Annotated in this window: 20 protein-coding genes; 6 read left to right on the top strand and 14 right to left on the bottom strand. The window is 65.1% G+C overall.

The genetic code is table 11. The features are described from left to right. Positions 1-30: 30 nt before the first annotated feature. Both CVS48_RS04385 and CVS48_RS04390 read right to left on the bottom strand, forming a co-directional pair. The gene (locus CVS48_RS04385; protein ID WP_167401090.1) at positions 31-1,464 is read right to left on the bottom strand and encodes an aldehyde dehydrogenase family protein; all 1,434 of its coding nucleotides are present in this window, start codon (positions 1,462-1,464) and stop codon (positions 31-33) included. Positions 1,465-1,658: 194 nt separating this feature from the next. Continuing rightward, positions 1,659-3,191: a hypothetical protein gene (locus tag CVS48_RS04390; RefSeq protein WP_100853409.1), complete on the bottom strand. Its 1,533-nt coding sequence runs from the start codon at positions 3,189-3,191 to the stop codon at positions 1,659-1,661. A 224-nt stretch (positions 3,192-3,415) separates the two neighbouring features. On the opposite strand from CVS48_RS04390, the gene CVS48_RS04395 reads away from it, so the two are divergent. Beyond that, positions 3,416-4,156, top strand: coding sequence for a sulfite exporter TauE/SafE family protein (locus CVS48_RS04395; RefSeq protein WP_100853410.1), 741 nt, complete (start codon positions 3,416-3,418; stop codon positions 4,154-4,156). Between the two features lie 106 nt (positions 4,157-4,262). Next, positions 4,263-4,979: a GntR family transcriptional regulator gene (locus CVS48_RS04400; RefSeq protein WP_100853411.1), complete on the top strand. Its 717-nt coding sequence runs from the start codon at positions 4,263-4,265 to the stop codon at positions 4,977-4,979. A 47-nt stretch (positions 4,980-5,026) separates the two neighbouring features. On the opposite strand, the gene CVS48_RS04405 is transcribed toward CVS48_RS04400, so the two are convergent. From CVS48_RS04405 to CVS48_RS04420, 4 genes are all read right to left on the bottom strand, one after another. Continuing rightward, on the bottom strand, positions 5,027-5,377 hold the full coding sequence (locus tag CVS48_RS04405) for a 2Fe-2S iron-sulfur cluster-binding protein (RefSeq protein WP_100853412.1): 351 nt from the start codon (positions 5,375-5,377) through the stop codon (positions 5,027-5,029). A gap of 6 nt (positions 5,378-5,383) precedes the next feature. Continuing rightward, positions 5,384-5,710: a ferredoxin gene (locus CVS48_RS04410; protein WP_100853413.1), complete on the bottom strand. Its 327-nt coding sequence runs from the start codon at positions 5,708-5,710 to the stop codon at positions 5,384-5,386. Between the two features lie 4 nt (positions 5,711-5,714). Next, entirely contained in the window at positions 5,715-6,014 is a 300-nt protein-coding gene (locus CVS48_RS04415) for a 2Fe-2S iron-sulfur cluster-binding protein (protein WP_100853414.1), read from the bottom strand. Between the two features lie 73 nt (positions 6,015-6,087). Beyond that, the gene (locus CVS48_RS04420) at positions 6,088-6,819 is read right to left on the bottom strand and encodes an iron-containing redox enzyme family protein (protein ID WP_050446826.1); all 732 of its coding nucleotides are present in this window, start codon (positions 6,817-6,819) and stop codon (positions 6,088-6,090) included. 237 nt (positions 6,820-7,056) lie between these two features. On the opposite strand from CVS48_RS04420, the gene CVS48_RS04425 reads away from it, so the two are divergent. After that, positions 7,057-7,272 (top strand): hypothetical protein, encoded by a 216-nt coding sequence (locus CVS48_RS04425; RefSeq protein WP_100853415.1) that lies wholly within the window; start codon positions 7,057-7,059, stop codon positions 7,270-7,272. Between the two features lie 74 nt (positions 7,273-7,346). Here CVS48_RS04425 and CVS48_RS04430 read toward each other — a convergent pair whose 3' ends face one another. After that, positions 7,347-7,778, bottom strand: a complete 432-nt coding sequence (locus CVS48_RS04430) for a ribosomal maturation YjgA family protein (protein ID WP_100853416.1) — start codon at positions 7,776-7,778, stop codon at positions 7,347-7,349. A gap of 350 nt (positions 7,779-8,128) precedes the next feature. Here CVS48_RS04430 and CVS48_RS04435 point away from each other — a divergent pair, with 350 nt between their 5' ends. The 3 genes from CVS48_RS04435 (at position 8,129) to CVS48_RS04445 (ending at position 13,478) form a co-directional block, all read left to right on the top strand. Beyond that, on the top strand, positions 8,129-10,246 hold the full coding sequence (locus CVS48_RS04435) for a site-specific recombinase (RefSeq protein ID WP_100853417.1): 2,118 nt from the start codon (positions 8,129-8,131) through the stop codon (positions 10,244-10,246). A 66-nt stretch (positions 10,247-10,312) separates the two neighbouring features. After that, positions 10,313-11,731, top strand: a complete 1,419-nt coding sequence (locus CVS48_RS04440; protein WP_100853418.1) for an MFS transporter — start codon at positions 10,313-10,315, stop codon at positions 11,729-11,731. A gap of 148 nt (positions 11,732-11,879) precedes the next feature. Continuing rightward, entirely contained in the window at positions 11,880-13,478 is a 1,599-nt protein-coding gene (locus tag CVS48_RS04445) for a methyl-accepting chemotaxis protein (protein WP_100853419.1), read from the top strand. 37 nt (positions 13,479-13,515) lie between these two features. On the opposite strand, the gene hutI is transcribed toward CVS48_RS04445, so the two are convergent. From hutI to hutC, 7 genes are all read right to left on the bottom strand, one after another. Beyond that, a complete protein-coding gene (hutI, locus tag CVS48_RS04450; RefSeq protein WP_100853420.1) occupies positions 13,516-14,733 on the bottom strand; it encodes an imidazolonepropionase in 1,218 nt (405 codons plus the stop codon). An 83-nt stretch (positions 14,734-14,816) separates the two neighbouring features. After that, entirely contained in the window at positions 14,817-16,223 is a 1,407-nt protein-coding gene (locus tag CVS48_RS04455) for an amino acid permease (RefSeq protein WP_100853421.1), read from the bottom strand. 115 nt (positions 16,224-16,338) lie between these two features. Further along, positions 16,339-17,868, bottom strand: a complete 1,530-nt coding sequence (gene hutH / locus CVS48_RS04460; protein WP_100857504.1) for a histidine ammonia-lyase — start codon at positions 17,866-17,868, stop codon at positions 16,339-16,341. Between the two features lie 56 nt (positions 17,869-17,924). Further along, positions 17,925-19,325 carry a purine-cytosine permease family protein gene (locus CVS48_RS04465; protein WP_100853422.1) on the bottom strand — a complete coding sequence of 467 codons (1,401 nt, stop codon included), beginning with the start codon at positions 19,323-19,325 and terminating at the stop codon, positions 17,925-17,927. Between the two features lie 83 nt (positions 19,326-19,408). Then, a complete protein-coding gene (hutU, locus tag CVS48_RS04470) occupies positions 19,409-21,088 on the bottom strand; it encodes a urocanate hydratase (RefSeq protein ID WP_100853423.1) in 1,680 nt (559 codons plus the stop codon). A gap of 420 nt (positions 21,089-21,508) precedes the next feature. Next, positions 21,509-22,102 (bottom strand): HutD/Ves family protein, encoded by a 594-nt coding sequence (locus tag CVS48_RS04475; RefSeq protein WP_100853424.1) that lies wholly within the window; start codon positions 22,100-22,102, stop codon positions 21,509-21,511. Next, the gene (hutC, locus tag CVS48_RS04480) at positions 22,099-22,842 is read right to left on the bottom strand and encodes a histidine utilization repressor (RefSeq protein WP_172616209.1); all 744 of its coding nucleotides are present in this window, start codon (positions 22,840-22,842) and stop codon (positions 22,099-22,101) included. Before hutC ends, CVS48_RS04475 begins: the two co-directional genes overlap by 4 nt. Positions 22,843-22,935: the final 93 nt, after the last annotated feature.

The following is a 22,935-nucleotide window of genomic DNA, read 5'->3' on the forward strand; positions in this document are numbered from 1 at the left end:
GTAGCCTCTTCAGTGATTGATCGCGCGCGCTCAGCCGGCGCGGTAGATGGTTTTGATTTGCGTGTAGAACTCCAGGCCCACGCGGCCGGATTCCCGGAACGTGGACGTGCTGGAATGCTTCAAGCCGCCAAACGGCGCGTTGATCAGGTTGCCGGTGGTGGTGCGGTTGATCTTCACCGTGCCCGCCTGGATGTCGCGCGCGAATCGATGTGCGTAGCGCGCGTCGGTGGTGGCGATGGCGGCGGACAGGCCGTATTCGGTGTCGTTGGCCTTGGCGATGGCGTCGTCATAGCCGTCGACTTCAATCAGCGCAATCACCGGCCCGAAGATCTCTTCGCGCGCGATGCGCATTTGCTGGGTCACGTCGGTGAAAAGCGCGGGCGTGACGTAGTAGCCGCCGTCAAAGCCTGGGCCGGTCAATTGCTCGCCGCCGCACAGGTGCGTGGCCTCTTCCTTGCCGATCGCCACGTAGCTCAGCACGTTGTCCAACTGCTTGCGAGTGGCCAGCGGCCCCAAGTCAAAGTTGCCTTCCAGGCCATTGCCGATGGTCAGCGCCTTGACGCGCGCCACCAGTTTTTCGGTGAACGCCTGGCGCACCTTGGCATCCACCAGCACGCGGCTGGTACCCGTGCAGGCCTGGCCGCTTAGCGAAAAGCCGCCTTTCACCGCCAGGTCCACGGCGCGGTCCATGTCGGCGTCGGCCAGCACGATCAGCGGGTTCTTGCCGCCCAGTTCCATCTGCGTGCGCGTCGTCAGGCCGGCGCTGCGGTGGATCTGTTCGCCCGCGGCGGTGGACCCGGTGAACGAGATGGCGCGCACGGCCGGCGCGCTGGTGATGGCGGCGCCCACCGCCGCCGCCGGGCCGATCACCAGGTTCAGCACGCCCGCCGGCAAGCCGGCCTGCACAAAGGCTTCGGTCAGGCGGTAGCCCGATAGCGGCGCGTCGGACGACGGCTTGAATACCACCGTGTTGCCGGCGATGAGCGCGGGCGCGATCTTGCGGGCCGGGATGGAAATGGGAAAGTTCCACGGCGAGATCACGGCCGCCACGCCCAGCGGTTCGCGCTGGCTGTAAACCACCATGTCCGGGTCATCGTTGACGAAGGTTTCGCCAGTAAAGCTCTGACCTTCGACGGCATAGAAACGGATCGTTTGCGCCGAACGCAGCACTTCGTCCTTGGCCAGGTTCAGGCCCTTGCCCTCTTCGCGCGTCAGTTCGCGGGCGAATTGGTCCGCGTGGTCTTCCAGGTACTGCGCCGCGCGAAACAGAATGGCCGCGCGCTTCGAGATCGGCATGTCGCGCCAGGCGGCAAAGGCGGCATCGGCCGCCTGCACCGCGCGCCGCGCGTCGTCGGCGTCCGATACCGGGAAGTTGCCCACGATGTCGCTGGTGTCGGCCGGGTTGATGTTGGGGGCCGTGCGGCCGGTGGCGCTGGGCACCCAGGCGCCGCCGATATGGTTCATGAAGGTTTGCTGCGAAAGATCGTCCACGGAAGCGCTTCCTATGCCGGTACGGGAGTGGCCCGAAATGGGGCGTCTGAGGTAATTTCTGAACATTGTATACTTTAATCTCTAGCGATCGATACGTGAAAACCCCAGCCACGCCGTGAAAAAGGGGCCAACAGGCCCCTTCGTGGTTGGCGTGGGTGCGGCCCCGGTCAACTCCAGATCAGCACCGCGCAGATGGTGGACACGGATAGCGCCAGCACTACCGGCAGCAGCAGCGCCCGCACCAGCGACAACACGTTCACGCGGGCAAAGCCTGCCACCGCAATCAACGAAGACCACGCGATCAGCGTGCCGCCACCCGTCCACACCGCTCCCATCTGGCCCACCGCGGCGAGCGTCGCGGGGTCCACGCCCACCACCGGACCCAGCGCGCCGGACAAGGTGCCGGTGAGCGGCAGCCCGGCGAAACCGGACCCGTCGATGCCGGTGATCATGCCAACCAGCAAGACGCCGAACGCGACCAGGAAGTGGTTTTCGGGAATCAGGTGCTGACCGGCCGAGATCACTTCGAACAGCAGCCCAGGGGCCTGCGCCTGCGGCACGCCCAGGATCTGCGCCGCCGTTTCGTTCGCGCCGATGAAGAAGAAACCGGCAATCGGCAGGACCGATCCCATGGCCTTGAAGGCAAACACGAAGCCGTCCGTCACATGTTCGGGGCACACGTCCAGCATCTTGCGCGGGCCTTCGGCGGCCAGTGTCACCAGCATCATCACCACGAAGGCGACGCCGCCCACCAGCGCCGCCGCGTCGCCGCCGCGCAAGGCGGGCAGGGTCGGGAACAGCCGGGGCAGCACCATCACGCCGATCACCGCCAGGAAGGCCAGCGGCGTCACCACGGCGAAGGTCTTGGACCAGCGCACCCGGCGCCGTTCTTCCTCGCTGACGGTGGGGCCGCTGGGCAAGGCCGGGTCGGCGCCCATGGTGCCGCGCGCGAGCTCCGCCTTGTCGAACGAGCCGGATTGCTCGATGCGCGCCAGGCTGCCGTCCTGGGCACGCGCCTGCCAGGCGTCCAACAACCCCGCGTTGGCGGGCACGATGTGCTTGCGGATCAACAGATAGGCCGCGGTCAGCGCCACGGCGCCGGTGATCAGCGACAACACCAGCGCACGGTCGGCCACCACGGCCGCGCTGACCGCCGCGCCCGCCGCCTTGGCGCTGATGCTGGGTGCCACGCCAATCACATAGTCCGACGACAAGGCCATGCCCTGGCCGGCGATGGCAATCGCCATGGCGCCTGCCAGGGGCGGCAAGCCGGCGGCGATGGCCGCGGGCAGCAAGATGGCCGACACCAGCGGCACGGCGGGCGTAGGCCAGAAGAACAGCGAGATCACATAGGTACAGAGCGCGATGATGATGAACGACGAATGGCCGCCCCGCATCACGCGCCGAAACGGCTGCACCATGCGCACGTCCGCCTGCAAGGTCTTCAGGGAATTCAGCAGGGCGGTCATGAACGTGATGACCAGGAAGATGTTGAACAATTCCTTGGCCGCCACGAAGCTGGCGGAAAAGATGCCGATCAATGCGCTGATCGGATTGCCGGTAATGGCCAGCACCACCAGAAAGGTGCCGATTACCGATGGCACCACCACGTTGGCCCGCAAAATCATCGTCAGGATGATGGCGGCCACGCTGATCAGATATATCCAGTGAGCAGCAGTGAGCACGACGTCCGCTTGCATGCGTGATTCCCCTTGTGACGTGGCTGTTAGGTCGCCACAATCGGTATACTATATTTCGTTTGGAGGCATACCAATCGAAATATGCAGTGCCTAGGGAAACCGATAATTCTGAAAATTCCATGAATACCGCTTAGAAATTACGGGTTTACCCTGAATTTCGAACGGGATATTCATTGCGATCAAAATCAACCCTCGACTATCGTATACAAGAAAAGGCCTAGGCCATGTCCACCCTGTCTTTCCCTGATTTCTGGCAGTACGCCGCCATGGCCGTGGTGGTGTTTGGCGCCGCTGTGGCGCAGGGCGTGGGCGGTATCGGCTTTGCGATGTTCGCGGCCCCGGTGGCGGCAATGTTCTTTCCGCAACTGGCTCCCGGCCCCCTGCTGACGCTGGGCGGCTTCATTTCACTGTTGACCGCCTTGCGCGAACGGGCCTTTATCGACTGGTCCAACGTGTCGTACGCCTTGGCCGGCCGCGCGGTCGGCACGCTGCTGGCCATCTATGCAATGGCGCGCTTTGCCCCGCAGACCCTGGGCGTGCTGTTCGCCGGCATGATCCTGGTGGCCGTGGCGCTAAGCGTGGCGGGCTTGCGCTTTACCGCCACGCCGGGCCGGGTGTCCGGGGCCGGCGTGGCCTCCGGCATCATGGGGACGATGACGTCGGTGGGCGCCCCGCCCATCGCCATCGTGTTGCAGCACACCACGCCGCCGCAATTGCGGGCCACGCTGGGCGTGGTGCTGTTCCTGGGGTCGATTTTCTCGCTGGCCATGCTGGCGCTGGCCAAGCGCTACACGGGCTACCACCTGGGGCTGGCGCTTAGCCTGGCGCCGTTCCTGCTGGCCGGTTTTGTCGTGTCCAACCGCTTGCGCACGCTGCTGCCACCGCAAGCCGTGCGCGGCGTGCTGCTGGCGGCGTGCGCGCTGGGCGCGGTGGGCGTGCTTGCCAAATCCTTCTGGGGGGCCTGATGCGCCGCGTCGATGCCTGGTCCGCCGCACCGGCTTGCCGTCGCGGCATTCGGCTACACCCGGTAATACAATGCGGACTGTATCCATTAATCCATATCTGCTCGCCATGACCACTTCTCCCGTCAGCCCGCAAGCCGTAGAGACGCTGTCTTCCGCCCCGCTGAAGATCGGCGAGCAGCATCCGCAGTTATTCGCCGTTATCCGGGACAAGCTGCGCGAACGCATCCTCAGCGGGGAATTCACCCCCGGTGACCGCTTGGTGGAAGGCCGCTTGTCCGAAGAAATGGGCGTATCGCGCATCCCCGTGCGCGAAGCGCTGCGCGCCCTGGCCGCCGAAGGGCTGGTCACCATCGAGCCGCGCCGTGGCGCGTCGGTATCGGTGCTGTCCGATGCCATCGCCTACGACATGGTGGAAGTGCGCGCCACGCTGGAAGGGCTGAACGCCAAGCTGGCGGCGCAACGCCGCGACGCCAAAACCGTGGAACGCTTGCAGGAATTCCTGCGCGAAGGCACCGAGGCCGCGCGCGGCGAGCAGTTGGACAAGTTCCTGGCGCTGAACTCCCAGTTTCACGAAATGCTGGCCACCATTGCCGGCAACGTGGTGCTGACGGATCTGATGCGCTCGCTGCGTGACCGCACGGCGCTCTTGTTCGCGCCCAGCAACATGCATCGCGCCAAGGCGAATTGGGATGAACATTCGCAGATCTTGAATGCCGTGATCGCGGGCAATGGCGACCTGGCCGCCTTGCTGGCCAGCCAGCATGTGCACAACGCGGCCAAGGCCTACACAGACGCCCAGCAGCCGCACGACGCGGCTGACTGATCAGTCAAATAAAAGGCGACAGCGCAACGGGCGTTGCGCCCGCCATGTCAGGCGGAGGGCACCGACGCGTCGGCCGCGTCTGACGCCACCCCCACCACCACGCCCTTGCCGTTCTGCACCACCCACGACACCTTCACGTCGCCGGTCACAAAGGTCTGGCAGGCCATGCGGTAGCCGGCTTCGAAGTCTTCGGGACGCAGGTGCTTGCGTTCCTTGGGCTTGATCGCGTCAGTGTGTTCCAGGCCTTCCTCGATACGGCACTTGCAGGTGCCGCACAGGCCGCCCCCGCACTTGAAGGGGATGCCGCCCTTTTCCTTGAGCGAGACGCGCAGCAGGTTGCTGTTCTCAGGCGCCGTGGCGACCTTGCCGCCGTTCGAGACGAATGTAATCTGAACCATGTTTTTTCAATGCCTTGCGACGGTGGCGGCGGGGCGCAGCGTCAAGGTGGATTCCATGCTGCCAAAGCGGGTCAGGTGGGCAAGTTCCTTGCGGGCCGCCTCCACCGACGTGAATGTCTCCAGAAACTTGGCGGGCACGCGGTTGACGACATAGGGAGGAGTTTCTTCCGTCACGACCAGGCGCGTATCGCCGTGCAGCCGCGCGATGCAGAACACGGCCAAGGCCCGCCCGTAGAACTCGTAGTCATACGTTTCGATGATGTCGACGTCGTCGCCGACCTCGGTGCGGAACACGCCGGGCTTGGACGTCAGGATTACGTACACGGCATCCATGGCGCTATGCCTCCCCGTCCTGAACCAGCTCGACATCGTTGTTGAGCCATAGTTGGCAGGCCAGTCGATAGCCCTGGTCAATGCGATCGCCCAACTGCTTCTTCTCTTTCCAGTTGACCGGCGGCAGATGCTCGGCACCCGCCAGCACGCGGCACGCGCACTTGGCGCACTTGCCCATGCCGCATTCGTAGCGCAGATGCGGATACGGAAACTGCTTGATGCCGGCCCGCACCACCAGATTGGTGTTGTCCTTCACCACGTCGGTGTAGGTCTGGCCGCCTTTATGAAATACAACGGTAGGCATGAGTCTGTCGTCCAGGAACTGCGGGCCGCGCGCCGCGCCTGCGCGGCGCGGCTTCGGCGAACATCAATAACAATCAGGCGGCCAGGCCGAGTTCGGGCAGCTTGATCTCGTGCTGCACGTAATCGGTGTAAAGCGCCGTGGTGTACAGCAGCCGCATCTGGGCTCCGATTTCGCAGATCTTCAGGCAGCGCTGTTGCAGGTCGACCGTGTTCGCGTGTTCCAGCACGATTTGATAACCGCGTTCACCGTGGATCTCGTCGGACACGATGTGCAGGTCGAAGAATTCCACTTCTTCGTCGGTGAAGCCGTACTTCTCGCGCAGCGTGGGCGTCTGCTTGCGGTAGATGGACGGCACCTGCGATTCCAGGCCGACCACCAGGCCCGCCACCGCCACGATGGGGTCTTCGCGCATGGCCACGGCATAACACCAGCTTTGCAGCGCGCGCGTGGTGGGCGACATGTTGTCCGGGTTGGTGACCCGTTCGCGCGTGGTGCCGCAGGCTTCGGCAAAGCGGATCAGCAGGTCGGTATGGCGGTCGCCGCCGATCTCTTCTTCATACATATTGGCCAGCAGGAAGTCCTTGGCCTCGGTATAGGTGTCGGGCGTGCGGGCGTAGAGATACCCCAGGTAGTCCGCGAACGGACCCACGTAGTGGTAGTGGTTCTCGGCCCAGCGCGACAGATGTTCGCGGCTGAGCTTGCCTTCGGCCCAGGCAATGGAAAAGGGCGACGCATTGGCGCTCTTGCCCTTGATCGCGTTTTCCAACGCGGTACGGAATTCATCTCGGTTCATCAGTTCTGCCATGACGCGCTCCAGTCCAGTAGGGAGGGATACCAGGCTGGTTTAGCCCGGGCATGTTGAACATTGTATACCGTCTACTGTTTTGAACTGCTAGGGCAATCCCGAAGACGCCACAAAGAAAAGGGGCCGGAGCTCTTTAAATCAAGGGGTTGCGGGAAGGTGGGGCGACAGGAGGCTGGGTGGACGACATCGCGCGCGCTGAGTACAATGAATACATTATCAATGCAATACGGAAATACCATGAATACCCGCCACCCTCTGGGAGACGCCCCCATCGGTCAGCAACTGCTGACGCATTACGCCCGCCGCGATGCGGTGCGCCACGCCACGCCCCTGTTCCCGTCGTCCTGGGCTGAACTGTTTGCCCCGTTCCGCAGCGCTCGCCTGCAACCGCTGCGCGCAGCAGCGCCCACGGTTCGTCGGCACGACGACGAACCGGTGTGTCAGACAGGTTGAAGCATTGCTGACCGGGTAGCGTTGCCCCCGGTCGCCGCACCGGGGAGTCTGCCCCGGCTGTTGCGCTGTGCCGCCTAGCGGCGCGCGCGCAGGCTGGCCCGCATCCGGGCATCTTGCAGAGACGCCGCGTGTTGGCGGCGTTCATTGGCGCCGGCCAGCATCAGCACCACCACGAATCCCACGGTGTAGGCCAGCACGTCCCACCAATCGGGCACGCTGCCCAGCACCACGCGCAGCACCGGCTGCTGGATCTGCCAGCCGTACAGCCGCGCCAGGTATTGGCAGAATTCGACCGCGTAGCCCGTCAACAGGGCTGCCACCGCCAGCGGCAACACGCGCGCCCGGATGAACGTGCGGTACAGCAGAAACGCCCAAGCCACCGCCACCACGTCGCCCACGAACCCGCGCAGGAACGGATAGGGCGCGCCATACAGGGCAATCACCGCCAACAGCGCGGTTATGGCAAGCAGGGCGGCAAAGGCGCGCCCGTTGAAAGTCAGGGTCATGGTGGGATACGGCTGAGGGTGAAAGGACAACGTACGGCGCGAACTTGCCTGGCGTTTCGGGGAGCTAAGCCCGGCAACGCGGGCAGGCACGCTCAGAGCACCGGGCAGCGTACTCGAAATCCGAGGGAAAACCCGGAAACAGAGATCGCGTATCCGTCACCAAAAGTTATCCCGTGTTGTCCACCGGCTATCCACCGCCTATCCACTGGCTATCCACCCCCTATCCACCGGCTTGCCCACATAGTTATCCACCGCTCGGCCCCCTGCACGGCCGAGGGCTTCGGGCGTACCATTGTTCACCACGCAGTGCCCCCGCTTGCCCCCTGATCCCATGAATCGCAAGGCCGTCGATGCTTACCTCTCTTTGGCGCAAATGGCAGGCCGCGCGCCACGGCGGACCGCAGTTGGACGTGATACTGGCCAGTGCCGATCCGGACGCGCCGCTGGCAGACCGCAATTTGTGGATGCTGGATTTGTGCCGCTGGCTTGACCGCCCGGCTCCCGTCGCGTCGCCGCGCCATAGCAAAACCGCCGACACCGCCGACGCCACCGACCCTGACCCCACGGCAAGCGCACGCTACCCGCAGCACACGCGCCTGCGTTACCTGCTGCACGTGCTGGAACACACCCCCGAGCGCGCCGCGCGTGTCGGCGCCACCTTGCGTTCACTGGTTGCCGACAACGACCCTACCTCGCTGCTGTGCGACACGGGCGTGGCCGCCCACCCCGGCTTCTGGAACGAGTTCTGGAACCGCGTGCAGACGCGCCTGTTGCCGCCGCCCCCCACTCGCGGCGACATGTCCGGCCTGTTCTCGCTGATGTTCCGCGGTAGCGGCAACGCGGAATGGATCGACGCACTGGACGACGACACGCTGGCCCGCATGCGCGCCGTGTTCCGCGCGGGCGACGCCATGGCCACCCCGGCGGCGCCTGCCGTCGATCCGTTTCCGCCAAGCATCGAACAGGCCCTGATCAACAGTATCCAGGTGCTGGTCAGCCAGGTGCGCGCCACCGGCCTGAGCCAGGACATTCGATCTCGCCTGCCGGGTCCTGTCGAGGACTCGCCGTTCTTTGCGCTGGCCCCCGCCGTGGCCGACCTCTGTGACAGCACGCCCGACACGCCCCCCGAGGTCTTCGCGCGCCGCTTGAACATGTTCCGCGCGCTGCTGGACGGTTGCCGCATGACCGCGCAAGGCGTGTATGACGAGCTTGCAGAAAACGGCGTGTCGGTCGACGTCGTGTTTCAGATTGAACGCATGAAGCTGCGCCTGGCGCGCATCGAACTGCTGCTGGGCGTATGGGTGGATCCGACCCCGCGTCATAAATTCGTACAGCTGACCACGGAGCTGATCCGGTCCACCCAGGCGCGCAACAGCATCCGCCACCTGGTGGCCTCGGCCTTCGCGCAACTGGCGCGCCGGGTCATGGAACGCACCGCCCAAACCGGCGAACACTACATCGCGCGTGACACCATCGAATACCTGGCGATGCTGAAAGCCTCGCTGGGCGGCGGCTTCGTCATGGTGTTCACGGTGTACTTGAAATTCTTCATCACGTCGGCGCACCTGGACAAGCTCCTGGAAGGGCTGTTGGCGGCGCTGAACTACGCGGGCGGATTCCTGGTGATCCACTTTGCGCATTTCACGCTGGCCACCAAGCAGCCCGCCATGACCGGGCCCGCGCTGGCCCACCGCCTGGACGACTCCCACACACCGGAGGGTCGCGACGCCTTCCTGGACGACACGCTGGCGATGCTGCGATCCAACGCCGCCGCCATCGCGGGCAACCTGGCGGTCGTGTTCCCGCTGGCCCTGGCCGTGCAATGGGTGGCGGTCCATGCGCTGGACCGGCCGCTGATCAACGCGGACAAGGCAGAGGAAACGCTGGCGTCGTTCTCGATCTGGGGCGCGACCCCGCTCTACGCCGCCGTCACCGGCGTGCTGCTGTGGCTGTCCAGCCTGATCGCCGGGTGGGCCGACAACTGGTTCGCGCTGCATCGCGTCCACGACGTAATGGCCTACAGCCGCCGGGCGCGGCACCTGTTTGGCCCGCGCGGCGCGTTGCGATGGGCCGGCTTCTGGCAACGCAACATCTCCGGCATCGCGGCCAACGTGTCCTTGGGCCTGATGCTGGGCTTGGGGCCGGCCATCGTCGAACTGCTCGGCGCACATGTGGAGGCGCGCCACGTGACGCTCAGCGCCGGCCAGCTTGGCACGGTGATCGCCACGCTGGGTTGGGACATCGTGCATACCCAGGGGTTCTGGCTGGCCGTGGCCGGCATTGCCGCCACGGGTCTGCTGAACGTGGCGGTCAGCTTTGCGCTGGCCTTCAATGTGGCGCTGCGTTCACGCGACCTGCGTCGCGGCGACCGCAGTTCGCTGTCGGCCGGCGTGCGTCAGCGCATCTGGCAGCGGCCCGCCACACTCTTCTGGCCGGTCAAGCCCCGGCCCGCACCCAAGCAGACCTGATGCCGCATTAGAATCAGTCCCTTGATGCCGGACGCCCCGCCCGCACGCCTCGCCATGTAGCTGCCCATGCTCCCGTTCTCCCGCAATACCGTCTATCCGGCAGGCGCCGGCCTGCCCGCCTCGGAACGTCTTGGCGCCTTGCTCGCCGTCATGTTGGCCGTGTGCATGGCAAGCCTGGACACGGCGATCGCCAACACGGCGCTGCCCACCATCGCGCGTGACCTGCAGGCCAGCGACGCCGGGTCGATCTGGGTCATCAGCGGCTATCAACTCGCCATGGTGGCCGGGCTGCTGCCCGCCGCCGCGCTGGGCGAAATCCTGGGGCATCGGCGCGTGTACATGGTGGGGCTGGTGGTGTTCACCCTGTCGTCGCTTGCCTGTGGCCTGGCGCCGTCCCTGCCCACGCTGGTGGTGGCGCGGATTCTGCAAGGGCTGGGCGCGGCCGGCGTCATGAGCGTGAACGGCGCCTTGCTGCGCTTTATCTACCCGTCATCCATGCTGGGACGCGGCCTGGGCTTGAACGCGATGGTGGTGGGCTTGTCGTTCGCGGCAGGCCCGACCGCCGCGTCCGCCATCCTGTTGCTGGGCTCCTGGCACTGGCTGTTTCTGATCAACGTGCCGATCGGCATCCTGGCCGCGGTGCTGGGCCTGCGCGGCCTGCCCGAAACCGAGCGCGCGCCGCACGGCTTTGATGGCATTGCCGCCGTGCTGTGCGCGTTGACGCTGGGCCTGTTCGTCTTGGGATCCAATGAACTGGCGCATGGCGCGCCCTGGCCGCGCGTCACGCTGGAATGGGGCGGCGCCATCGCCAGCCTGTGGCTGCTGATGCGGCGCCAGGCCGGCCACCCGGCGCCCATCCTGGCGGTTGACCTGCTGCGGCGCCCCTTGTTCGCGCTGTCCGCCGCCACCGCCGTCTGCGCCTTCGCCGCGCAGGGGCTGGCGTTTGTATCGCTGCCGTTCATGTTGCAGACCGTGCTGGGCTATAGCCAGGTGCACACCGGCTTTCTGATTACGCCGTGGCCGGTGGTTGTGGCCTTCATGGCTCCGATCGCGGGCCGGCTGTCCGACCGCTATCCCGCCGGCATCCTCGGCGGCGTCGGCCTGGCCTTGCTGGCCTTGGGCATGGTGCTGCTGGCGCTGCTGCCAGCCGCACCCTCCGCGTGGGATATCTGCTGGCGCATGGCCATCTGCGGCGCCGGTTTCGGTTTTTTCCAATCGCCCAATCTGCGGGCCATCATGACGTCGGCACCGGCGTCCCGGGCGGGCGGCGCCAGCGGCATGATCGGCACCGTGCGGCTGCTGGGCCAGGCGTCCGGCGCGGCACTGGTTGCGGCGTGCTTTCACGTGTCCACCACGCACGGCGCGGTGACCGCCTTGTGGCTGGGCGGCCTGTGCGCCGCCCTGGCCTGCATCGCCAGCTTTTCGCGCTTGCGCTTTGACGCGTCGGAACCGATCGCATGCCCCGCGCCGCGGTCCATGAAATAGCATCCAAATCGCAACAATGTTGCGGCATCTATCGATATATTCGTCGAACGGACCGATATATTCGTAAGTTGTGAAACAGTTGCTAAATATCCGCTAAGCGGCGTCGTTCTCCGTAGTGCAGCACTCGCTGTATATCGGACGACTCGCTATGACACAGTTATTGAAAGACATCACGATCCGACGCATGATCCAGTGCACCCTGCTCGCCATCAGCGCGCTGGTCATGGGCTTGTCAGCCATCAGCGTCAACGGATTACGCAGCGCCGGGGAAGCGCTTGCCACCAGCGGCGACCTGCTCCACGAGGTTTCGGCGCTATCCCGCGTCAACGACCAGATCATGCGCGCCCGCCTGCGCTTGTCGCGGCAATTGGAATATGCCGCCGAAGGCCAGGCCGCCAAGGCGGCCGAAGAAGGCCGCAGCATCGACAGCGCGCTTGCCGAAGCGCGCAAGCACCAGGCCGTCTTTGTTGAGTTGGCCCTCAAGGACGCCCCCGACACCATCCTGCAACCCATGCAAACGGGCTTTGACGCGCTGGTCAACGGCGGCATCGCGGTGCAGCGCCAGCACCTGGAAGCGGGCGACATCGCACGGGCGCGCGAGCACGCCGCCACCGCCGTGGTGTCGGCCAGCCGCGCGTTCGGCAAGAGCATGGAAAACTACGAAGCCTATGCAAAGGACCGCGAAACGCAGTTGTGGGCGGACGCCGCCACCAAGCGCCAACAGGCCTATATCAGCATGGGCACCGTGCTGGGCATCTGCCTGTTGCTGCTGTTGCTGGGCGACCGCTACGTGGTGGTGTTCGTGCGACGCCCGCTGGACCAGGTCAAAGCGCACTTTCAACGCATCGCCGGCGGCGACCTGACCGCGCCTATTCCGCTCTACGGCGGCAACTGCGTCGGGCAGCTGATTCCCTATATGCAGGAGATGCAGACCAGCCTGGTGCACACCGTACATGCCGTGCGCGAGGGTGTGGTCGAGATCAACGCGGGTTCCAGCGAAATCGCGGCCGGCAACCAGGACCTGTCCAGCCGCACCGAACAGCAGGCCGCGTCCCTGGAAGAAACGGCCGCCAGCATGGAACAGTTGCTGTCCACCGTGACAAGCAACGCCGAGAACGCCCGCCAGGCCAACCAGATGGCGGCCACCGCCAGCCAGGTGGTGCAGCGCGGCGGCATGGCCGTGCAGGAAGCGGTGAGCACCATGCGCGAAATTGCGCAGGATTCGGGCCGCATCGAAGACATCGTCGGCGTTATCGACGGCATTGCCTTCCAGACCAACATCCTGGCGCTGAACGCGGCGGTCGAAGCCGCGCGCGCGGGCGAGGAAGGCAAGGGCTTTGCCGTGGTGGCCGCCGAAGTTCGGTCGCTGGCGCAGCGCAGCGCCGGTGCCGCGAAAGAGATCAAGCAACTGCTCTCGGCATCCAGCGCCACGGTGCAGGCCGGCTCGGCGCAGGTCGAAGCGGCCGGGCGCACCATGCAGGAAATCCTTGAGACCATCGAACGCCTGACGCTGCTGGTCAATGACATTGCCACGGCGTCGCAGGAGCAGGTGACGGGCATCGACCAGGTCAACACCGCCGTGAATCAGATGGACCAGGTCACGCAGCAGAACGCCGCGCTGGTGGAAGAAGCCGCCGCGGCCGCCTCGTCGCTGGAAACCCAGGCCCAACGCCTGCAAGGCGCCGTCAGCGCGTTCCGCCTGCCGACGCTGATCCAGGATCAGCGGCAGATGGCTATCGCGGCCTGACGGGAAAGGGGCGGCGCTGGCCTGAACCCAGACGGCTTCAGGCCAGCGCCGCCACCTCCACCAGCGCGCCGTGACGGATCACGCGCTTCGGGATATCCCCGCCGATCCAGTACGCCAGCTCAGCCGGATGCCCCACGCGCCACGCGACAAAGTCCGCCACCTTGCCGGGTTCCAGCGCACCGTGCGTGGCATGCAGGCCCAGCGCGCGCGCCGCGTTCACCGTGGCGCCCGCCAAGGCCTCTTCCGGTGTCATCTTGAACAGCGTGCACGCCATGCTCAGCATCAAGCGCAGCGACAGCACGGGCGACGTGCCCGGATTCAGGTCGGTTGAAATGGCAATGGGCACGCCGTGGCGGCGCAGCAGGTCCAAGGGCGGCAACTGCGTTTCGCGCAGCGCATAGAACGCGCCCGGCAACAACACCGCCACGGTGCCGGCGTCGGCCATCGCCCGCACATCGCTTTCGGTCAGGTATTCCAGATGGTCCGCCGACAAGGCCCCATAGCGGGCGGCCAGCGTCGCGCCATGCAGAGAAGACAATTGCTCGGCATGCAGCTTCACGGGCAGGTCCAGATGCTTTGCTGCCTGGAACACCCGTTCAACCTGCTCGGGCGAAAACGCCAGATGCTCGCAGAACGCATCGACCGCATCAATCAGCCCTTCGGCCGCCAGCACCGGCAGCATGCGCCGCGCCACTTCGTCGATGTAGTCATCCGACCGCCCCGCGAATTCCGGTGGCAGCGCGTGCGCGGCCAGACAGGTGGCCTGCACGGTCATCGGCAGTGTCTGCCCCAAACGCCGCGCCACGCGCAGCATCTTGCGTTCATTGGGCAGGTCCAGGCCGTAGCCCGACTTGACCTCCACCGTGGTCACGCCATCTTGCAGCAGATGCAGCGCGCGTTGGCGGGCGCTGACATACAGCGCGTCTTCGGACGCCTCGCGCGTGGCGCGCACCGTGCTGGCGATGCCGCCGCCTTGGGCTGCAATCGTTGCGTAGTCCACGCCTTGCAGCCGCTGTTCGAATTCCTTGCCGCGGTTGCCGCCAAAGACCAGGTGCGTGTGGCAGTCGATAAGCCCGGGGGTCACCCACGCGCCGCCCAGGTCGTGTTCATGCGCCGCATCCACCGGCGGCAGGTCCGTTTCGTGGCCGATCCATTCGATGCGGTCGGCTTGGGTCACGATGGCCGCGCCTTCAATCACCGAATAGGCGCCTCCCGCCATGGTGGCGGCGTGGCAATGTCGCCAGATCTGTCTCATGCACATACTCCTTGAAACCGGCGCCGCGCCACCGGGAGTGGCGGGCGCCGTGCTCGGTCAGTCGGACCTATCAGTCCGATCCATCAGTCGGACCCCTGCGCCACCGGCACCGGGATGCCGCCGCTGGGACCGCGCGGCAGGACCAGGTAGCGGTACGCCACGCACAGCAACGCGATCCACACCGCGCCCACGACCAAGGCCATCTGCGTGCGCGGAAAATACCCCAGCACCGCGATCACGAACACCAGGAATGCAATCGCCAGCAGCGGCCCGATCGGCCAGAAGGGCACCGGGAACTTCAAGTCGGCGACTTCCGCAGGACTCATCTTGCGCCGCATCGCCACCTGCGACAACAGAATCATCAACCACACCCACACGGTCGCGAAGGTGGCAATCGACGCGATCAACACGAACACGTCTTCGGGTATCAAATAGTTCAGCAGCACGCCCAGCAGCAGCGCCACGGTCATCACCACCACCGTCATCCACGGCACGCCGGATTTGGACACCGCCGCGAAGCCGCGCGGCGCCTGGCCCTGGCGGGCCATGCCGTAGAGCATGCGGCCCGCGCCGAAGATGTCGCTGTTGATGGCCGACACGGCGGCCGAGATCACCACGATATTCAAAATGGTGGCCGCCGACTTGATGCCCAGCCCGTCAAAGATCTGCACGAAGGGGCTGCCCTGGCTGCCGATCTGCGTCCACGGAAAAATGGACATCAGCACGAACAACGTCAGCACATAGAACAGCAAAATGCGCAGGGGCACCGCATTGATGGCGCGCGGGATGGTGCGACCGGGGTCCTTGGCTTCGCCCGCCGTGATGCCGATGATCTCGATGCCGCCAAAAGCAAACACCACCACCGCCAGCGACGCGATCAGCCCGCCCACGCCGTTGGGCATGAAGCCGCCGTGCTCCCACAGGTTATGCACACCCGTCGCCGCGCTGTCCACATTCAAGCCGAAGCCGAACAGCATGATGCCCAAGCCGCCGGCAATCATGGCGATAATCGCGCCCACCTTCAGCAACGACAGCCAGAATTCCAGTTCACCAAACACCTTGACCGAACACAGGTTGATGGCGCCGATGAAGAACACGATGGACAGCACCCAGATCCAGCGCGGCACGTCCGGGTACCAGAACCCCATGTACAAACCGAAGGCGGTCACGTCGGCGAGGCAGACGATGATCATCTCGAAGGCATACGTCCACCCCGTCAAAAATCCCGCGATGGGGCCGAGGTAGCTGGTGGCGTACTGCCCGAAGGACCCGGACACGGGGTTTCTGACCGCCATTTCCCCCAACGCGCGCATCACCATGTACACAGCCGCGCCGGCAATCAGATAGGCGATCAGCACCGACGGGCCGGCGTCCTGGATGGCCTTGGCCGACCCGTAGAACAGGCCCGTGCCGATGGCCGATCCCAATGCCATGAAGCGTATGTGCCTGGCGTTGAGCCCCCGTTTCAAATCCTGCGTTTCAGCTTGCATTTCCGTCTCCGTACTTGTTATAGGCGTGCAGCATCACGCCGTGCGAGCGCCTTCTACGGGCGCGTACGCACAGCGCGGGAATGCGGCCGTCAGACGCCGGCCGCAAGGGAAAAAATCAAAAACTGGGCAACAGCCCCGCGGGCATCAGCCCGTTCAAGACCTGCGCCGATATCAGGCTGCTGGCGGCGGCGATATCCGGCGCGAAGAAGCGGTCTTCTTCGTAGTGCGGCACTTGCTCGCGCAACACGCGGCGCGCCTGTTCAAGCTGGGGTGACGTCTTCAAGCCTTCGCGGAAGTCCAGCCCCTGGCACGCGCCCAGCCATTCGATGGCCAGGATGTCGCGCACGTTGTCGGCCATCGCCCAGAGCCGCTTGCCGGCGTTGGGCGCCATCGATACGTGGTCTTCCTGGTTGGCCGACGTGGGCATGCTGTCCACGCTGGCCGGATGCGCCAGCGCCTTGTTGTCGCTGGCCAGCGCGGCGGCGGTCACCTGCGCAATCATGAAGCCCGAATTCACGCCGCCCTTGGCGACCAGGAACGGCGGCAACTGCGACATGTGCTTGTCCATCATCAGCGCAATGCGCCGTTCGGACAGCGCGCCGATCTCGGCCAGGGCCAAGGCCAGGTTGTCCGCCACCATGGCCACGGGTTCCGCATGGAAGTTGCCGCCCGAGATCACGTCGCCCTGGGACACGAACACCAGCGGGTTGTCCGACACGGCGTTGGATTCAATTTGCAGCACATGCGCCGCGTGGCGGATCTGCGTCAGGCAGGCGCCCATGACCTGGGGCTGGCAGCGCAGGGAATAGGGGTCCTGCACCTTTTCACAATCGGCGTGCGAATGGCCGACTTCGCTGTCCTGGCCCAGCAGGTCGCGATAGACGCCGGCCACGGCGATCTGGCCCGGCTGGCCGCGCGCGGCGTGAATGCGCGCATCGAAGGGCACCCGCGAACCCAGCATGGCTTCCACGCTGAGGCTGCCGCACACCAGCCCGGCCGCCATCATGTCTTCGGCGTCGAACAAGCCGCGCAGGGCGTAGGCCGTGGACACCTGCGTGCCGTTCAACAGCGCCAGCCCTTCCTTGGCCGCCAGCGTCAGCGGCACCAGGCCGGCGCGCGCCAACGCTTCCTGCGCGGGCAACCACTCGCCTTGATAGCGCGCGCGGCTTTCGCCCAGCAGCACGATGGACATATGCGCCAACGGCGCCAGGTCACCCGAGGCGCCCACCGAGCCTTTTAGCGGTATATGCGGATAAACGCCCGCGTTCACCATCGCGATCAGGCTGTCGATAACGTGGCGGCGGATACCGGAATAGCCACGCGCCAGGCTGTTGATCTTCAAGACCATGATCAGCCGCACCATGGCGTCATCCAGGGGCTCGCCCACGCCCGCCGCGTGCGAGCGCACCAGCGAACTTTGCAGCGCTTCGAGGTCTTCGCGCGCGATCTTGGTGGATGCCAACAAGCCAAAGCCCGTGTTGATGCCATACACCGTGCGGCCCTCGGCGATCAGGCGCTCGACGGTCGCCACGCTGGCGTCGATGGCGTCCGCCGCGCCCGCATCCAGCGTCAAGCGGACCGGCTCTTGATAGACGCGCCGCAAATCGGCCAAGGTGAGGTGGCCGGGTTTCAAGTGCAATTCCATTTTTTTCTCCTGCGCCGGTGCTTCGGCGTCTTGCAATGGGGTGGTCAGGCCGGCCGTCATGCCGGCGCGTGCGCCGCAAGCCGCGTATCGCGGTGGGCAAATAGGTAATAAAGAATGCTGGGAACGATCAGGCCGATGATCCACGAGATGTCCACGCCACCCAGGCGTTCGACCATCGGGCCCGTATAAAGCTTGGTCGAAATGAACGGCATCTGCACCAAAACGCCGAAGGCGTAGACCAGGATGCCGGGCAGGTTCCAGCGGCCATAGCGGCCGTTGGGGTCGGACAGCGCCGCCACGTCATAGCGTTCACGATTCACAAAGTAGTAGTCCACCAGGTTCACCGCGCTCCAGGGCACGAAGAAGGCCAGGAGGAACAGGATGAAGGACTTGAATGCGTTCAGGAAGGAATGCTGGCCCACCAAGGCCACCGCCGTGGCGGCGCCCACGATCAGCAACACGGCCACCGCGCGCTGGCGCCGCGTAATGTCGACATGCCCGCGAAACCCGCTGACGATCGTCGCGATGCCCATGAAGCTGCCGTAGGAGTTCAATGTCGATATCGTGACCTTGCCGAATGCAATGCTGAAGTACAGCAGCGCCGCCATCGTGCCCGTGCCGCCCAGGCCCACGATGTAGGCGACTTCCCGCCCCGCGAACTGCCCGGCCGACATTGCCGCGGCCAGCACGCCCAGCACCATGGCAATCTGCGCACCCAGCACCGAACCCAGCCCTACCGCCAGGAACGTCTTCACCGACGACGTCGAACTGGGCAGGTAGCGCGAGTAGTCGGCCACATAAGGCCCATAGGCAATCTGCCAGGACGCGGCCAGCGACACGGCAAGCAGGAACGGCCCCCACGCAAAATGCCGGATCTGCAGCAACTGGCCTACATCGCCCACGGCGATGACGCGGCTGAACAGGTACACGAACGCGATCAAACCGAACACGGTGGCGATGCGCCCGATGATATGGATGACCCGATAGCCAAACAGCGTGGCCACCACGATGACGGACGCGAATATCAGGATGCCGATGGTGTCGCTCACGCCGAACAACTGCCCCAGCGCCTGGCCCGACAACACCGTGCCCGTGGCCGTGAAGCCCAGGTACATCAGGCACACCAGCACGATGGGTATCGCCGCGCCATACACGCCGAACTGCACGCGGCTGGAGATCATCTGCGGCAAGCCCAGCTTCGGCCCCTGCGCCGCATGCAGCGCCATCACCACACCGCCCAGCACCTGTCCGATGAACAGCCCGATCAAGGACCAGAACACGTCGCCGCCCAGCACCACCGCCAGCGCGCCCGTGACAATGGCGGTGATCTGAAGGTTGGCGCCCATCCACAGCGTGAACTGGCTGTAGAGCTTGCCGTGCCGCTCGGACGCCGGAATGTAGTCGATGGAACGCCGCTCGATAAGCGGCGTGGAACCTGCCTCGCTTGCCTGCACCATCGCGTTGTCTCGTGGGTGGCGTGGGGCCGATCGTTGCCGGTCGCGGCCCCACGCGGGTTGGCGGAATTGAAACCGGTGTGGCCTTAGCGCTTACCCGTGACCATGGGCAGGTTCAGCCCCTGCTCTTTTGCGCAGTCGATGGCGATGTCGTACCCCGCGTCCGCATGCCGCATCACGCCCGTTGCCGGGTCGTTGGTCAGTACGCGGGCGATGCGCTCGGCGGCCTCGTCGGTGCCGTCGCACACCACGACCATGCCGGAGTGCTGCGAGAACCCCATGCCCACGCCGCCGCCATGGTGCAGCGACACCCAGGTGGCGCCGCTGGCGGTGTTCAACAAGGCGTTCAACAAGGGCCAGTCGGACACGGCGTCCGAGCCGTCGCGCATGGATTCGGTTTCGCGGTTGGGGCTGGCGACCGACCCGGAATCCAGATGGTCACGGCCGATGACGACGGGCGCGGACAGTTCGCCCGAACGGACCATTTCATTGAAGGCCAGGCCCAGCTTCGCGCGTTCGCCCAGGCCCACCCAGCAGATGCGCGCCGGCAGGCCCTGGAAGCTGATGCGCTCGCGCGCCATGGCCAGCCAACGGTGCAGGTGCTCGTCGTTCGGAATCAGTTCCTTGACCTTGGCGTCGGTCTTGTAGATGTCTTGCGGGTCGCCGGACAGCGCGGCCCAGCGGAACGGGCCCACGCCCCGGCAGAAAAGCGGCCGGATGTAGGCGGGCACGAAGCCGGGGAAGTCAAAGGCGTCGGCCACGCCTTCTTCCTTGGCCATCTGGCGGATGTTGTTGCCGTAGTCGAAGGTGGGAATGCCCTGGCGCTTGAACGCCAGCATGGCCTGCACGTGGACGGCCATCGACTGCTTGGCGGCCTTGATGACGGCGGCGGGCTCGCGCTTGGCGCGTTCGCGGTATTCCTGCCAGGTCCAGCCGGCGGGCAGATAGCCGTTGAGCGGGTCGTGCGCGCTGGTCTGGTCCGTGACCATGTCGGGCTTGACGCCACGACGCACCAGTTCGGGCAGGATGTCGGCGGCGTTGCCGCAAAGCGCGATCGACACCGCGCGGCCTTCCTTGGTGTACGCGGCAATGCGCGCCAGCGCGTCGTCCAGGTCGGTGGCCTGTTCATCCACATAGCGGGTGCGCAGGCGGAAGTCGATGCTGGTCTGCTGGCATTCGATGTTCAGGGAACATGCACCCGCCAAAGTGGCGGCCAGCGGCTGCGCGCCGCCCATGCCGCCCAGGCCCGCCGTCAGCACCCAGCGGCCGGTCAGGTTGCCGCCGTAGTGCTGGCGGCCGGCTTCCACAAAGGTTTCGTAGGTGCCTTGCACGATGCCCTGGCTGCCGATGTAGATCCAGCTGCCCGCCGTCATCTGGCCGTACATGGCCAAGCCCTTGGCGTCCAGTTCGTTGAAGTGTTCCCAGGTGGCCCAGTGCGGCACCAGGTTGGAGTTGGCGATCAGCACGCGCGGCGCATTGGCATGGGTCTTGAACACGCCTACCGGCTTGCCCGACTGCACCAGCAAGGTTTCGTCGTCGTTCAGGTTGGTAAGCGATTCAACGATCTTGTCATAGCAATCCCAGTTGCGCGCGGCACGGCCGATGCCGCCGTACACCACCAGTTCCTTGGGGTTCTCGGCAACGTCCGGATCCAGGTTGTTCATCAACATCCGCAACGGCGCTTCGGTCAGCCAGCTCTTGGCGGTCAGCTTATTGCCGCGCGCGGCACGGATCACGACATCGCGGTATCGGTTCGATTGGTCCAAGAGAGTCTCCTTGATCAGTTCGGCCGCGAAGTACCCCACGCAGCGGTTGCCCGCATCATAGGACGCCTAGGGTTGTATATACAAGCCTAGATAAGCGAAATTTTAGTAGGGGAATACCCGGATGGGTGGGGAGTGTTGTGGGGTCGGCTGATTGATGGGTTACGCGCGATCCGCAAGCGGGTTCTTGTCGTTGTTTTTTCGCGCTTCACCCATCCTGCGGGCATGTAGGATGGGTGAAGCGCGCATGACTCAAGGCAAGAATCCAAACGCACAACGCGCGAAACCCATCAGGCAGCGTTGGGTTCTAAACACGATTCGCCACAACGCAATCGCGTTCTATACGAAATCGGCTACAGCGCAGGCGCTGCTTGATGGGTTACGCGCGATCCGCAGTCGGGCTCTTTTCATTGTTTGTTCGCGCTACACCCATCCTACGGGCGTTAGCTCGATCACGCACGCATCGACTTCGCCTTCCAGGCGGTATTCCACCAACTCCACCGGCCCATCACTGTGCAGGCAGTCATATCGTGACGGCAGCGCGTGTTTCTCACCATCCACCCGCACCACCAACTCACTGCCCGCGTTCAGCACCAGCACGGCGGGCGCGGCGCTATGGAACACCAACGGCCCCGACGCCCATTGCAGGCGCGCCTGATAGCGCTGGGGTGCATAGATCAAGTTGAAATCCCGGATCGCCCCATCCAGCAATCGGCAATCCACCCGCGCATCCCCCGGGAATGCGTAGGCCTGGCGTGACGTCAACGGCGTTTGCTCTCGGCCATCAACCGTCAACTGAATTCCCTGGCCTTCAAGCACGGTGATAACCCGCTGATAGCCATTGAACGCCGAAAACCCCCCATCCTGCGCCACATCGGCAATCGACAAGCGCCACTCAAACGCAGCGCTGCTGTCTCCAGGATGGCGGGCGACCTCTTGCGTGGTGCCTCCGCCGTTCTTCCACGGCATGCGCGGATAATCGGCGGCTTGATACAAACGGATGTTGCGCGCTGTCATGTCGTGAACTTGCCTTCCAGACGATGCCGCGACCCGGGGTGGATCAGGCGGGCAAGCGTGACCGCGCGGTCGCCGGACCAGGTGCGACGGCGGATCAGCAAACACGGTTCGTTGCGCTCGATCTGCAACAACTGGCATTCGCGCGGCTTGGCCAGAATGGCCTCGACCACGTGCTCGCCCTCGCTCAGCGGCGCCACGCGCGTCAAATATTCATAGGGCGTGTGTTGCGTGAAGTCCTGCTTCAGGTAGTCGGGCGCCAGCCGCACATTGACGTAACGGTCTTCCAACTGGATCGGCACGTCGTCTTCAAAATGCACGATCACGGAATGGAATACCGGCTGGCCGGGGCGCAGCTCCAGCGCCTGAGCCTGCTCCGGGCCGGCCGGTTCTTCAACCAGGCGCACCACGCGGCTGTGATGGTGATGATTACGCGCCGCGATTTCATCGGCGATGTTGTTCACCGCGAACAGCGCCGACCGCGCCTTGGGCTGCGCCACGAACGTACCCACGCCCTGCATCCGCACCAGCAAGCCTTCGGCGGTCAGCTCGCGCAGCGCGCGATTGATCGTCATGCGGCTGAACCCCAGCTCATCAACCAGTTCGCTTTCCGAGGGCACGCGGTAGTGCGCGGGCCAGGCGCCGGTGCGGATCTGCTGCGCGATCATCTGCTTGACCTGCGCATACAAGGGCGCGGGCAGGGCGTTGGTCTGGACGGGCAATCGGGGGGGAGGAGAAGCCACGGAAGAATCCTGGGTGGGCGCCGCTGGGGCGGTAAAAATTGGCCTCCAGTATAGACAGGTACACATGACTTGCGAATTGCCCGGCGCTTTCCG

Origin of the sequence: Achromobacter spanius, assembly GCF_002812705.1 — a bacterium.
Classification (GTDB): Bacteria; Pseudomonadota; Gammaproteobacteria; order Burkholderiales; family Burkholderiaceae_B; genus Achromobacter; species Achromobacter spanius.